General features: G+C 70.0%; 11 protein-coding genes. 4 read left to right on the forward strand and 7 right to left on the reverse strand.

Going from position 1 to position 12,569, the window contains the following annotated elements:
* Positions 1-24: 24 nt before the first annotated feature.
* Positions 25-1,185 (reverse strand): alpha-hydroxy-acid oxidizing protein, encoded by a 1,161-nt coding sequence (locus EBN03_RS12395; protein WP_122188133.1) that lies wholly within the window; start codon positions 1,183-1,185, stop codon positions 25-27.
* 256 nt (positions 1,186-1,441) lie between these two features.
* Here EBN03_RS12395 and pabB point away from each other — a divergent pair, with 256 nt between their 5' ends.
* Positions 1,442-3,598 carry an aminodeoxychorismate synthase component I gene (gene pabB / locus EBN03_RS12400; protein ID WP_267899283.1) on the forward strand — a complete coding sequence of 719 codons (2,157 nt, stop codon included), beginning with the start codon at positions 1,442-1,444 and terminating at the stop codon, positions 3,596-3,598.
* Here pabB and EBN03_RS12405 read toward each other — a convergent pair.
* The 3 genes from EBN03_RS12405 to EBN03_RS12415 are packed head-to-tail and all read right to left on the reverse strand — an operon-like array spanning position 3,558 to position 5,044.
* The gene (locus EBN03_RS12405) at positions 3,558-4,109 is read right to left on the reverse strand and encodes a hypothetical protein (RefSeq protein WP_122188134.1); all 552 of its coding nucleotides are present in this window, start codon (positions 4,107-4,109) and stop codon (positions 3,558-3,560) included. The two genes, pabB and EBN03_RS12405, sit on opposite strands and share 41 nt — an antisense overlap.
* A gap of 41 nt (positions 4,110-4,150) precedes the next feature.
* Positions 4,151-4,588: a T6SS immunity protein Tdi1 domain-containing protein gene (locus EBN03_RS12410; RefSeq protein ID WP_158675604.1), complete on the reverse strand. Its 438-nt coding sequence runs from the start codon at positions 4,586-4,588 to the stop codon at positions 4,151-4,153.
* A 48-nt stretch (positions 4,589-4,636) separates the two neighbouring features.
* Positions 4,637-5,044 carry a hypothetical protein gene (locus tag EBN03_RS12415; RefSeq protein ID WP_122188136.1) on the reverse strand — a complete coding sequence of 136 codons (408 nt, stop codon included), beginning with the start codon at positions 5,042-5,044 and terminating at the stop codon, positions 4,637-4,639.
* A 249-nt stretch (positions 5,045-5,293) separates the two neighbouring features.
* Here EBN03_RS12415 and EBN03_RS12420 point away from each other — a divergent pair, with 249 nt between their 5' ends.
* Positions 5,294-6,226, forward strand: coding sequence for an SGNH/GDSL hydrolase family protein (locus EBN03_RS12420; protein ID WP_122188137.1), 933 nt, complete (start codon positions 5,294-5,296; stop codon positions 6,224-6,226).
* Between the two features lie 154 nt (positions 6,227-6,380).
* Here the strand turns inward: EBN03_RS12420 and EBN03_RS12425 are convergent, their stop codons facing one another.
* Positions 6,381-6,968, reverse strand: coding sequence for a dihydrofolate reductase family protein (locus EBN03_RS12425; protein WP_122188138.1), 588 nt, complete (start codon positions 6,966-6,968; stop codon positions 6,381-6,383).
* Positions 6,969-7,115: 147 nt separating this feature from the next.
* Here EBN03_RS12425 and EBN03_RS12430 point away from each other — a divergent pair, with 147 nt between their 5' ends.
* Together EBN03_RS12430 and EBN03_RS12435 are read left to right on the forward strand one after the other, a co-directional pair.
* On the forward strand, positions 7,116-8,099 hold the full coding sequence (locus EBN03_RS12430) for an RNA polymerase subunit sigma-70 (protein WP_122188386.1): 984 nt from the start codon (positions 7,116-7,118) through the stop codon (positions 8,097-8,099).
* 198 nt (positions 8,100-8,297) lie between these two features.
* Positions 8,298-10,373 (forward strand): acyltransferase family protein, encoded by a 2,076-nt coding sequence (locus EBN03_RS12435; RefSeq protein ID WP_233608334.1) that lies wholly within the window; start codon positions 8,298-8,300, stop codon positions 10,371-10,373.
* Between the two features lie 7 nt (positions 10,374-10,380).
* Here the strand turns inward: EBN03_RS12435 and EBN03_RS12440 are convergent, their stop codons facing one another.
* Both EBN03_RS12440 and EBN03_RS12445 read right to left on the reverse strand, forming a co-directional pair.
* Positions 10,381-11,127, reverse strand: coding sequence for a glucose 1-dehydrogenase (locus tag EBN03_RS12440; RefSeq protein WP_122188139.1), 747 nt, complete (start codon positions 11,125-11,127; stop codon positions 10,381-10,383).
* 132 nt (positions 11,128-11,259) lie between these two features.
* A complete protein-coding gene (locus EBN03_RS12445; RefSeq protein ID WP_147471560.1) occupies positions 11,260-12,315 on the reverse strand; it encodes an alpha/beta hydrolase in 1,056 nt (351 codons plus the stop codon).
* Between the last annotated feature and the right edge of the window lie 254 nt (positions 12,316-12,569).

The following is a 12,569-nucleotide window of genomic DNA, read 5'->3' on the forward strand; positions in this document are numbered from 1 at the left end:
GTGTTGCGCCCGTTCGCGGGGAAATCAGCCGACGCGGCGCAGCGACTCGGGAGTCAGATCGGCGAGCGTCGGGTAACCGTCCACCGCCATGATCAGGTCGGCCTCGGCGAGCAGCGCGCGCAGCACGTGCACGATGCCGTCGACGCCGCCCAGGGCGAGCCCGTAGGTGTAGGGCCGGCCGATGCCGACCGCGGTCGCGCCCAGGGCCAGCGCCTTGACGATGTCGGCGCCCGTGCGGACACCGGAGTCGAACAGCACCGGCAGGCCGTCGGCGGCCTCGACCACACCGGGCAGCATGTCCAGCGCGGGGAGACCGCCGTTGGCCTGGCGGCCGCCGTGGTTGGAGCAGTAGATGCCGTCGACGCCGAGGTCCTTCGCGCGGCGGGCGTCGTCGGGGTGGCCGATGCCCTTCACGATCAGCGGCAGCTCGGTCAGGCTGCGCAGCCAGGGCAGATCATCCCAGGTCAGCGGGTTGCCGAAGAGCTGGATCCACCGCAGGATGGCGGCCTGCCGATCCTCTTCGGGGGTGCGGGCCAGGCCGGCGCGGAACACCGGGTCGGTGAAGTAGTTAGCCAGGCAGTGGCCGCGCAGCTGGGGGAAGTTGCTGGTGCTCAGGTCGCGGGGGCGCCAGCCGGTCACCCAGGTGTCGAGGGTGACGACGATGCCCTTGAAGCCGGCCTGCTCGGCGCGTCGTACCAGGCTGGCGGCGAGGTCGCGGTCGGTCGGGGTGTAGAGCTGGAAGAAGCCCGGGGTGTCACCGAACTCCGCGGCGACCTCCTCCATCGGGTCGACGGTGAGGGTGGAGGCGACCATCGGCACGCCGGTGCGGGCGGCCGCGCGGGCGGTGGCCAGGTCGCCGTGCCCGTCCTGGGCGCACAGGCCGATCACGCCGACCGGCGCCATGAACACCGGCGACGGCAGGTTCAGCCCGAACAGGTTCGCGCTCAGATCGCGCTGCTTGGCGCCGACGAACATGCGCGGGATCAGGCCCCAGCTGTCGAAGGCTTCGACGTTGGCCCGCTGGGTGCGTTCGTCACCGGCGCCACCGGCGACGTAGGACCAGATCGACGGCGGCAGGGCCTGCTGGGCGCGGGCCTCGATCTCGGTGAAGGTCATCGGCAGGGGCGGCTGGACGCCGGCCAGCCCGGCGAAATAGATTTCGTTCTGGTAGTCGCCGAATGCCATCAAATTCCTCCGGTTCCGTGGTGAGCCGTCGGTACCTTCTCATATCCGTACGGTCGGTCCGGTGCGTGCGGTGCGGCAGTGGCCTCCGTCACCTTCCGGCGACCTGCACGCAATCGGTGCGACAGGCGAGTGGTAACCTGCGTTGTTCCCCTGGATCGGCGCCGGTGTGCGGCGCGGGATTCAGCGGCTGGCAATCATCTGGCAACAAGATGTCCGGCCGTGACTCAGCGGGAGCGGATGTTGTGAGGGCTGGCCTGTGACTCGGATCTTGATCGTCGACAACTACGACTCGTTCACCTTCAATCTGGTGCAGATGATGAGCGAGGTCGCCGGTGTGACGGTGGTCGTCGTGCCCAACGATGCCGACATCGACGCGGTGGACCTCGATTCCTTCGACGGTGTCGTGCTGTCACCCGGCCCGGGAAATCCCACGCGGGCAGCGGATTTCGGTATCTGCGCCACCGTGCTGGAACGGTTCGGCGGCCCGGTGCTGGGAGTGTGCCTGGGGCACCAGGGGATCGGCGTCGCCTACGGGGGCACGCTGGTGCGGGCCGAGCATCCCATGCACGGCCGCACCTCGGTGGTCCGCCACGACTCGGACGTGCTGTTCGACGGTGTGCCGCAAGAATTCTCGGTGGTCCGCTACCACTCGCTGATCCTCACCGAACTGGGGCCGCGGCTCCGCGCGATCGCCTGGACCGACGCCGGCGAGATCATGGGGCTGCGGCACACCGAACGTCCGCTGTGGGGTGTGCAGTTCCATCCCGAATCGATCCTGACCGAGTACGGCGCGCGGATCGCCGCCAACTTCTGTGCGCTCGCCGCGAACCCCGAACGGATCAGCCAGGGCGGCAACGCCTCCCAGATCGCGCCCGAGCCGGCGCCGCCGACCGGTTACCAGCTGGCCTACGAATCGTTCGACACCGCGGTGCCCAGCGAAGAGCTGTTCGAGCTGCTGTTCGCCGGCCGGAACCCCGCCTTCTGGCTCGACACCAGCCTGCCCGGCCGCGACGGTGCCCGCTTCGGCATCATGGGCGGCTGCGATCCCGACACCGGCGAATGGTTCAGCTACGACGTCGATTCCGCTGTCCTGCGGCATCGTCGCGGGGGCGTGGTGACCGACCGTCCGGTGCCCGACTTCTTCGAGTTCCTGCGCGCCGAGACGGCCGCGCGCGCGGTCGCGCCCTGCCCGGAACTACCGTTCGACTTCGCGCTCGGCTACGTCGGCTACCTCGGCTACGAGATGAAGGCCCAGTCGGCGGGTTCGCCCAACCCGGCCGCGGCCGAAACACCCGACGCCGCATATATTTTCGCCGACCGAGCGGTGGTGGTGGACGAGACCGCCGGTGCGGTGTACCTGCTGGCGCTGGTCTCCGACACCGATCCCGCGTATAGCGCGGAACGGGCCGAGGAGTGGTTCGCCCGCACCCGCCACGCCGTCGCGGAACTCGCCGCCCGGACCGGCACCACCCCGATGTCCGGTGGCCGATCCGAATTGCTTACGCGCCCCGTGGATTCGGCGCGGATCGAGGAGCATTTCGAGTTCCGGCACGACCGCGGCGAATACCTGGCGTTGATCCGGCGCTGCCAGGACTACATCCGTGCCGGCGAGTCCTACGAGATCTGCCTGACCAATACCGCGACCGCTCGCCGCTCGGTCGATCCGCTGACCACCTACCTGCGGTTGCGGGAACTCAGCCCGGTGCCCTACGCCGCCTACCTGACCTTCGGCGAGGTCGCGGTGCTGTCGGCGTCACCGGAATCGTTCCTGCGGGTGACCCCGGACGGGGTGGTGGAGTCGTCCCCGATCAAGGGCACCCGGCCGCGCGGGCGGACCGCCGCCGCGGATGCCCGACTGCGGGCGGACCTGGCGGCCAGCGAGAAGGATCGCGCCGAGAACCTCATGATCGTGGACCTGCTGCGCAACGACCTGGGCCGGGTGTGCCGGATCGGATCGGTCCGGGTCACCGAGCTGTTCACGATCGAAACCTATGCTCCGGTACACCAATTGGTCAGCACCATTCGCGGTGAGCTGGCACCCGGGGTCGGCGCCATCGACTGCGCTCGTGCCGCCTTCCCCGGCGGATCCATGACCGGCGCACCGAAATTGCGCACCACCGCCCTGATCGGTGAGCTGGAGGGTGCCGCCCGCGGCGTGTATTCCGGTGCGCTGGGCTGGTTCTCGCTCTCGGGCGCCGCGCAGCTGAGCATCGTGATCCGGACCGTTGTGGTCACCGGGGACCGGGTGTCGTTCGGGGTCGGCGGCGCGATCACGCTGCTGTCGGATCCGGTGGAGGAGTATCAGGAGACGCTGGTGAAGGCCCGCGCCATGGCCACCGCCCTGCTCGAGCCGGCGCCGCCCGCCCGGCTGGTCACCACTTCAGCATCGGTGCCGGCGACAGCGGGTGGGTGAGCGCCCGGGTCGCGGCGAGCCGGGCGATCCGGCGGTGGAAGCCGCGAGAGGGGAAGGCGCGCAACAGGTCCCGGTAGACGGCTCGCGGCAGGCCGAAGCTGCGTAAGCCCAGGGTGAGGTCGATCGCGTCGGCGCGGCGGAAGATCTCGACCGGATCGGACGAGGAGCCCGCGGGCCGCAGCTTGTGGTGCTGTTCGATGACCTCGGTGACGAACGCGGTGTCGGCGGCGCGACCGTCGGCGGCCAGCCGGGCGCGAGCCAGCTCCACCGACGGCGGCAGATAGTCGAAGGTACCGGCCGTCCAGACGCCGAGATCGTGGCAGACGGCGGCGACGAGCAGTTCGGGCCGGGCACTGGGCGCGGGCCCGTCCGCGTCCGCCGCGACGTACAGCGCGTCACACAGCAGCAGCACCCGGACGACGTGGTGGGTGTAGGCGTCGCGGTCGGCGCCGAGATCACCGGCCCAGGGTTCGAGCGCCGCGGTCACCTGATCGGACACCGAGTTCGTCACGAACGGAATTCTCGCACAGGACAACCCGATCGGGCAGTCGGCTACTCGGGGTCGTGTGCCTGCGCCACCAGGTCGAAGAAGGACCAGACGCCGCCCTTCTGATAGGCGTCGGGGGTCTCCGAGCCACCCAGGAAGGGGTACGGCGTCGCGATGTAGACCTCGCCGGGCTGCAGCGGTCCGAGCCGCCGCCGGATCTCGGCGACGTGTCCTGGTTGCAGCACGTAGGTGACGACGCCGGGATCGAACAGCACGCGGTCGACGAACGTGTCCAGATCGGTGTGCGCCCCGTAGCTCTTGACGCCGGGACTGTACGGGTCGAAAATGCCGTACTCGCCGGTGCGGGTGCTGAACAGGAAGGCGTTGCCCAGGTCCGTGTAACCGACGACGGTGTCGTACTGCGGGGGCAGCCGGTCGACCCAGGCCGGGAGCATCACGTCGATGCGCTGGGGTTCGATGAAGCGGTAGGGGACACTGGACACGACCCCCATCCAACCAGGTGGTGGATGTTCCGGGTCCGGGACGTCCGGTTACTGCGGTGCCGGCGGCTGTTGCGAGGTGTCCGGGGCCAGCAGCGTGCCGATCACCGGGATTCCCGCGATGATCAGGGTAGGCCCGCCGGCCGACAGCGTGCCCAGGACGCCGCCGATTCCGGCGCCGGCGGTCGCCGCGGGCAGGCAGCCGACGCCCGAGGCCGGCAGTCCGAGGAGGCAGCCGAGGATCGCGCCGCCGGCCGCGCCGCTGGCCGTCCCGAGGAATCCGCCGACTCCGGTCGCCGCGCCCAGCAGGGTGGAGAGGGTGCCCAGGGCCGCCTGGTTGTCGGCGGGGGAGGCGATCGGTGCGGGCACCGGATCGGCGTGGGCGGAGCCGATCCCGAAAGACAGTGCGACGGTGGCCAGTACGGTCACCGCGGCGGTGGTGCGTAATTTCCTGCTCATGTCATCAGGAAACCGCGACCTGCGGATATCCGATGGAACTGTGCCGTTTCGTGACGACATCGCCTTCGCGCGGCGACGGGAAATTTCCTGTGTTGCAACTCTTCCCGCGGCCCAGACGTGCTCGGCCGGGGCCGCGGCTCACCGGACTTTCCGGATGCGATCCGATCGCCGTCCGATAGATACGGGTTGTCCTTGTTCTGCGTGTATCCTGCGGGCGGATAATCGCATTCCGATGGGGGATCTCACAGCATGGCAGGCCTCGGTTCGATCACAGCTCGGGTGTGCACGGCGGTCGTGGCGGTGACCGCCTCGATCGGGACCGCGGGGCTGGCGCAGGCCGCCGATCCGGGCGCGCCCGGCAAAAAAGTTGTGGTACTTGGTGATTCGTATGCAGCGCACGGGGACGCGGTCGATGCGGCGCTGACCGGCCAGCTGTCGAGCTGCTACCACGGGGCGTCCGCGTGGCCGTCGCAGCTGCGCGGCCTGCTGGGTCTCGCCGGCACCGACCAGGTGTCGGACCACTCCTGCCCCGGCGCGATGATCGAGAGCACCGAGCACTACACCCTGCTGCAGGAAGCCCGGGATGCGGACGCGGAGAACGCTTTCGGCCCGCAGACCCAGCTGGTCGCCATCCAGCTCGGCATGAACGACAGCTGGGGTGTGCCGGGTGGCCTGGCCGCCGCGTTCCAGGGCTGTGAATACGACCTGATCGAGGGTTGCGACGCCGAGGCCGTCGCCGCGGGCCGCACACCGGACATGAGCGGTGTGACCGGTGCCGCCTACGCCGAGAAGATCAGCAAGGTCGTCGCCTACATCAAGTACTACGCGCCCAACGCGCACATCGTGCTGATGGGCTATCCCGAGATGGCCGCGCCCGGAACGGAAGCGTTGTGCGTCGATCCGCTCGGCCTCCCGGTCGCCCAGCGGCACGCCGGGCCGGTCCTCGAGTACTACGAGCGCATCGATCAGGCGAAACGCGATGCGGCGCAACAGCTGGGCTTGGAGTACTTCGATACCCGCGCGGTGACCGCCGGGCACGGGCTGTGCTCACCGCAGCCGTGGGTCAACGGTGTGCTCGACCCGCGGGCCGACTTCACCGGCGCCCCGTTCCATCCCTCTGCCGCGGGTGATCTCGCGGTGGCCACCGCGCTGTACAACACTTTCCTGTACGGCCACGCCTGATCGGCGCGGTACGCCGCCGCCGCGGGTCTTACGGGATCGCCGCAGCGGCAGGACCTTTCGGGCCGGCGCGGTACGAACCTTACGCGGCAAGGGCTTTCGGGGCGATCCTGGCACTGCCCGATGGACGGTCCGCACCGGGCAGTGCGGGAACGGATCAGGAGTGGTCGGCGTTCCCGGTGAGGTCGTAGGCGTAGAACACCAGGCCCTCGCCGATGGTCCGCACGTCGATCAGCCGGGCCGGTCGCGCGGCCGAGATGTCCTGGAACAGCCGCTCACCGGTGCCGAGCACGACCGGAAGGGTGACCAGTCGCAGCTGATCGGCCAGCCCGTGCTCGATGAGGGCGCGGGTCAGCCGATAGCTCGCGTATACGACGATCTCACCGTCGATTTCCGCCTTCAGCTTCGAAACCTGTTGCACCACTTCGCCGCTCAGTACGGTCGAGTTCTGCCACGCGGCTTTCTCCAGTGTCGCGGAGACGACGTATTTCGGCATGCTGTTGAGCCGGTTCGCCCACGGGTCGGTCCGCTCCGACCACCGGGCGGCGAACCAGGCGTCGCTGCGCCGGCCCAGCAGGAGCGCGGCCGCTGCCATGGCCTCCTCGGTTTCGTGGGCGGCCCAGGCGGGGAGGTCCGCGCCGCCGAAGCGGCCGAACCAGCCGCCGTGCGCGAACCCTTCCTGGCCGTCGGGGTCCTGGACGACGCCGTCGAGGGTTACGTTGGTCGAGATCACGATGGTGCCCATGCGGTGCTCCTGTGTCGTAGCTGAGGTGTGCCGAACGGGTAGACACCGGTGCCCGGTGAAATCGGGCGCGATCCGAGCGCCCGATTCGGCCGCCGGCCGGTGTCCATACCGGGAAACCGCTACGACATGCAGGAAGAGGTGCCGTTAATGGCCGAGACCGCTGTGCTGGCGCGGGCGCGCGCGGGTGACGGTGACGCGTTCCGGGAACTGACCCGGCCGCACCACCACGAGCTGCAGGTGCACTGCTACCGGATGCTCGGCTCGCTGCAGGACGCCGAGGACGCGCTCCAGGACACGTTGCTGGCCGCCTGGCAGGGCCTGGCCGGATTCGACGGCCGCGCGTCGTTGCGGACCTGGCTGTACCGGATCGCCACCAATCGGTGCCTGAACGCCCGCCGCTCCACCGGCCGGCGCGCGGCCCGGGAGACGGCGATGGCGGGGCTCGACTTCCCGGAACCGAGCCGGCTCGGTGAGGTGCCCTGGCTGGAGCCCTACCCGGATATCCGGTCGACGGTGGCGGGCCCGGAGGCCCGGATCGAACAGGCCGAGTCCATCTCCCTGGCCTTCGTCACCGCCCTGCAGGTGCTGCCGCCGCGGCAGGTCGCCGTGCTGGTCCTGCGCGACGTGCTGGGCTTCCCGGCGCAGCAGGTGGCCGAGATGCTCGATGCGACAGTCGAATCCGTGCACAGCGCATTGAAGCGGGCCCGGGCGAACCTGGGTCGTCACCGGGCGCCGGGCCTGCCGCCGGCCGCGGGCTCGGCCGTGGAGAACAGCGTGGTGGACCGGTTCGTGCGGGCCTACGAGTCGGCCGATCTCGCCGCGCTGCTGGAGCTGCTGACCGACGACGTCTTCGTCTCGATGCCGCCGCTGCCGTTCGAGTACCACGGCCGGGAGGCGGCACTGCGGTTCTGTGCGGCCGTCTTCGGCTCCGGACGCCGGTTCGATCTGCTTCCGTCCCGTGCCAACGGCCAGCCCGCGTTCGGTGCCTATCTGCGCGACCCGACCGGAACTCGGCCCGCGACCGGGCTTTTCGTGCTCACCCTGCGTGCCGACAAAATCTGTGCCATGACGCGGTTCGACAAGGGGGTGCTGCCGTGGTTCGGGTTGCCGGTTTCGCTCCCGGGCCGTTGACGAACGGTTCGGCTGCACCAGCCGGAGTGCCACTGACCGGGTGAAAGCGGGCCGCCGGAACCGGCAGGTGGAACTCGGCGACCACCACGTGATAGGAGAGTTGTTCGTGTGCTCTTGGCCTGTGGTTAACCAGCGGTGTGTGTGCGGCAGCGGCCGGGCGGCCGACCGGTGAGGACTTCCCGGATCCGGAGTGGACCCGTGTCGCTGCCCGGGCCCGCGCTTCCCGCGGCCGGTAGGCGGGCGGTACGCCGCACCGACCTCGACGGTCTGCGCGGGGTCGCGATCGCGCTCGTGGTGGTGTTCCACGTCTGGTTCGGCCGGGTGTCCGGCGGTGTGGACGTGTTCCTGGTGTTGTCCGGCTACTTCTTCACCGGGCTGCTGGTGCGCCGGGCCGAGGCCACCGCCGCGGTCGGCCTGGGTCAGGTGCTGCGGCGCACGGCGCGGCGCCTGCTGCCGTCGATGGTGGTGGTGCTCGCGGCCATCGTCGCCGCCACGGTCGTGCTGCGCCCGTACACCCAGTGGTCGGGGATCGCGGCGCAGACGCTGGCCGCGCTGTTCTTCCAGCAGAACTGGCAGCTGGCCCTGAGCTGGTCGGACTATCTGGCCGCCGACCCGTCGGTGAGCCCGCTGCAGCACCTGTGGTCGATGTCGGTGCAGGGCCAGTTCTATGTGGTGGCCGCGGTCGTGGTGGCGGTGACCGCGTGGGTCGCGCGGCGGGCCGGGCACCCGGACCTGCGGCGGATCGTGCTGCCGGTGATCGTGGTGGGCGCGGCGCTGGTTTCGTTCGGCTACGCCGTGCACGGCCACACGACCGCGCAGGGCTGGAACTACTACGACTCGGGCGCGCGAGCCTGGGAGCTGCTGGCCGGGGCCGGCCTGGCGTTGGCCGGCCCGTATCTGCGGCCCGCCCGGCTGGTCCGGATCGTGCTCGCCACTGCCGGTATCGCGTCGGTGTTGTTGTGCGGGTGGGTGATTCCCGACGGTGCCGCGCGTTTTCCGGGCCCGGCGGCGCTGCTGCCGGTGTGCGCGGCCGCGGCGCTGATCGTGTCGGCCGGCAACCTGCCCGAAGCGGCGTGGCCGGTGCCGAACCGCCTGCTCGCCGGACACTGGGCGCGCCGGCTGGGCGACATCGCCTACCCGCTGTATCTGTGGCACTGGCCGATCCTGATCTTCTATCTGGCCCAGCAGGCCCGGCCGCACGCCGGGCTGGTGGACGGGACCGCCGTCATCGCGGTGTCGGTGCTGCTGGCCGTCGCCACGCACCGCTGGGTCGAGGAACCGCTGCGCCGCCCCGCCGATCGCACCGTTCGCGCAGCGCGGCGCCACCGCCGGCCCGGTGAGTACGCGCTGGCCGCGGTGGCGCTGGTGGTGGTGTCGGTGGCCGGCGCCTGGCAGGTGTCCGCGGTGTGGGTGAATCCGCCGCAGCCGGTCGGCATCCTGGATCCCGTGCGCTATCCCGGCGCGGAAGCCCTCGACGCGGGGGTACCGGTGCCGGACGCGCCGCTGCGGCCCACGGTGTCGCAGGCCTCGGCGGATCTGCCGCCCCCGACCGGTGACGGCTGCATCGCCGACTGGGACACCCGTCCGGTCGTCTCCTGCACCTACGGTGACCCGCAGGCCACCCGCACGCTCGCCGTGGTCGGCAGCTCGCACGCCGAGCACTGGCTGCCGGCCCTGCAGATCCTGGCCGCCGAGCACGGTTTCCGGATCCAGGTGTATCTCAAGATGGGGTGCCCGCTGACCCTGGCCGACGCCGTCTCCTACAAGGGCGAATCCAATCCGGACTGCCGGGACTGGTCGCGGGACGTGATCGACCGGCTCGGCACCGACCGGCCCGACTGGGTGTTCACCACCGGCACCCGCCCCCGCGACGCGGGCGGCGACGAGACGCCGGAGGAATACCTGCAGGTGTGGTCGGCGCTGGCCGATCGCGGCCTGAACGTGATCACGATCCGCGACACCCCGTGGCTGCGCCGCGGTGGCGTGCGCTACAAGGCGTCCGATTGTCTCGCCGCCGGCGGGGACCGGATCAGCTGCGGCATGCGCCGCACCGACGCCCTCGACCCGATCGACCCGCAGGAGGAGCCGGCGTCCCGGTTCCCCACGGTGTTCCCGATCGATCTCACCGACGCGATCTGCGATCCGGATGTCTGCCCGGTCACCGCGGGAAACATCCTCGTGTACCACGATGAGCACCACCTCAGCGCCAGCTACTCGCGTTCGCTGGCCGAGCCGCTGGGCCGCCGGCTGCAACCGGTGCTGGGGTGGTGGTAGCTCGTGATCAGGAGAACGTCTTGTGGGGCACACCCACGATCAATCCGCCGTCGATGACGTGTTCGGTGCCGGTGGTGTAGCTCGATTCGTCGCTGGCCAGGTACACGATCAGGTTCGCGACCTCGTCGGCCTCGGCGGCGCGGCCGAGCGGGATCTGCAGGAAGTCTTCGGGGATGCCCTCGGTCATGGGGGTGCGGACCATGCCGGGGTGTACCGAGTTGACGCGAATGTTGTACTGCGCCAACTCGAGTGCCGCCGATTTGGTCAGGCCGCGCACCGCGAACTTGGTGGCGGTGTAGCCGTGCAGGCCGGGGCTGCCGCGGAAGCCCTCCACCGACGAGATGTTGACGATCGAGCCGGCGCCGGCCCCGATCATGACCCGGGCCGCCGCTTGGATGCCGAGGAACGTGCCGGTCAGGTTGATGTCGACGATCTGCTGCCAGGCGGCGAGTTCGAAGTCGACGAGGGTGTTGCCGTTGACGATGCCGGCGTTGTTCACCAGCACGGACAGCGAGCCGAATTCCTCGACCGCTACGTCGACGGCCCGCTTCCAGTCTTCGGGGTCGGTGACGTCGAGGTGGACGAATCGGGCCCGGTCGCCCAGTTCGGTCGCCAGCGCTTTGCCCTCGTCGTCGAGGAGGTCGCCGATGACCACCTCGGCTCCGTGCGCGACGAGGGCGCGGGCGTGCGCCGCGCCCATGCCACGCGCACCTCCACTGACGAGGGCGACTTTTCCGGACACTCGCTTGCTCATGGTCGGACCTTCGGGTGAGTTGTGACGGTCGGCATTTCGGAGCAAGCAAAGCACAGATTAAATCATCGATTCAATCATTGATTGAATCGATGATTGCGGGTAGATTCCGCCGGAGTTCGCCGATCGCGGCGCTCAGAATCCGTGCGAATCGAGCCAGCCGTCGAGATCGTCGCGGACCTGCGCGGCGGTCGGCTCCAGGGTCAGTCCGTGGGTGGCACCGTCGACGACGTCGGTCGTCACATCCGAGGTGCCGGTGAACAGATTGCCTTGGAAGCGAGCGCGATTCACGTCGAAGACCCGGTCCTGGGAGCCGGTCAGGACCAGCACCGGCACGTGGATCGAGCCCAGGCGCGCCGGATCGATGAGGGTCGCCTCGACCAGTGAGGTCATGTCGCCGCACGGGTTGATCGCCCGCAGCGGGAGGGCGGCGGCCAGCACGTCGGGCGGGGACTGGGCGAGGAAATCCTGTTGGAACGCTTCGACATTCGGTGTCAGGTAGGAGTACCCGGGTGCGCCGGCCGCCGACGGTTCCCCGCCGGTCAGGCAGTGGGCTCCCCACGTGAGGCTGCCGGCCAGCTGTTCGGGAGTCAGGGCCAGATCGGAATAGGCCAGCACGCCGACGGCATCGACGTCACCGAACGAATAGGCCTCGACCTGGGCGACCGCGCCGCCCAGCGAATGGCCCAGCAGCGCCACCCGGTCGAACGCGACCGCGCCACCGTCGGCCGCGTAGTTCCCCGAGCGCAGGTCCTGCACGATCTGGTGGGCGACCGTCGCCTGCCCACCCACACAGCTGAGATCGCCGGGCGCCCCGTCGGCGGCGCCGTAGCCGATCCGGTCGACGGAGACCGACACGTGGCCACGGGCCGCCATCTCCCGCACATGGTTGTAGGCGGGTACCGCGTCGAAATGCCAGAACCATTCGCCCACTTCGAGACCGTGGATGTACAGCGACACACTGGGGGCGGTGCTCCCGGCGAGCGCGTCCGCCGGACCGGTGAGATGACCGTGGACGGTGTAGGTGCCGCCGTCGGTTCCACACGGCACGCCCGAGGCGTTCACATTGTGGACCGTGAACGAGATCTCGCGGTCGAGGATGCCGTCGCCGGGTGCCGCGACCGCCGTCGGCGCGGCTGCGACCGGCAGCACGGAAACCAGCGCAGCAAGGACAGTGCGGGACAAACGCATGATCCGAACCTCTCCGTACGGGAAGGGGAAACTGCGGGACGGTCCCACGACCGCGTCGGCTCGCAGGCGTGCGGCGCGGTCCCGGATTCGCGGGCGAAGGCGGAAGAAGCCCGCCCCGGAGGTATACCCCACCGCCTTGCCGATCGAGCCGACCGACGCGGTACTCGCGAGCAATTCGGCAGCGCGCGCCTCCGATCACAGCGATGCCGCAATCCAGTGCTGGGAAGTTCCAGTTGCGTCGATGGCCGATCGGC

It is taken from the genome of Nocardia stercoris (assembly GCF_003696265.1).
In the GTDB taxonomy this organism is placed as follows: domain Bacteria; phylum Actinomycetota; class Actinomycetes; order Mycobacteriales; family Mycobacteriaceae; genus Nocardia; species Nocardia stercoris.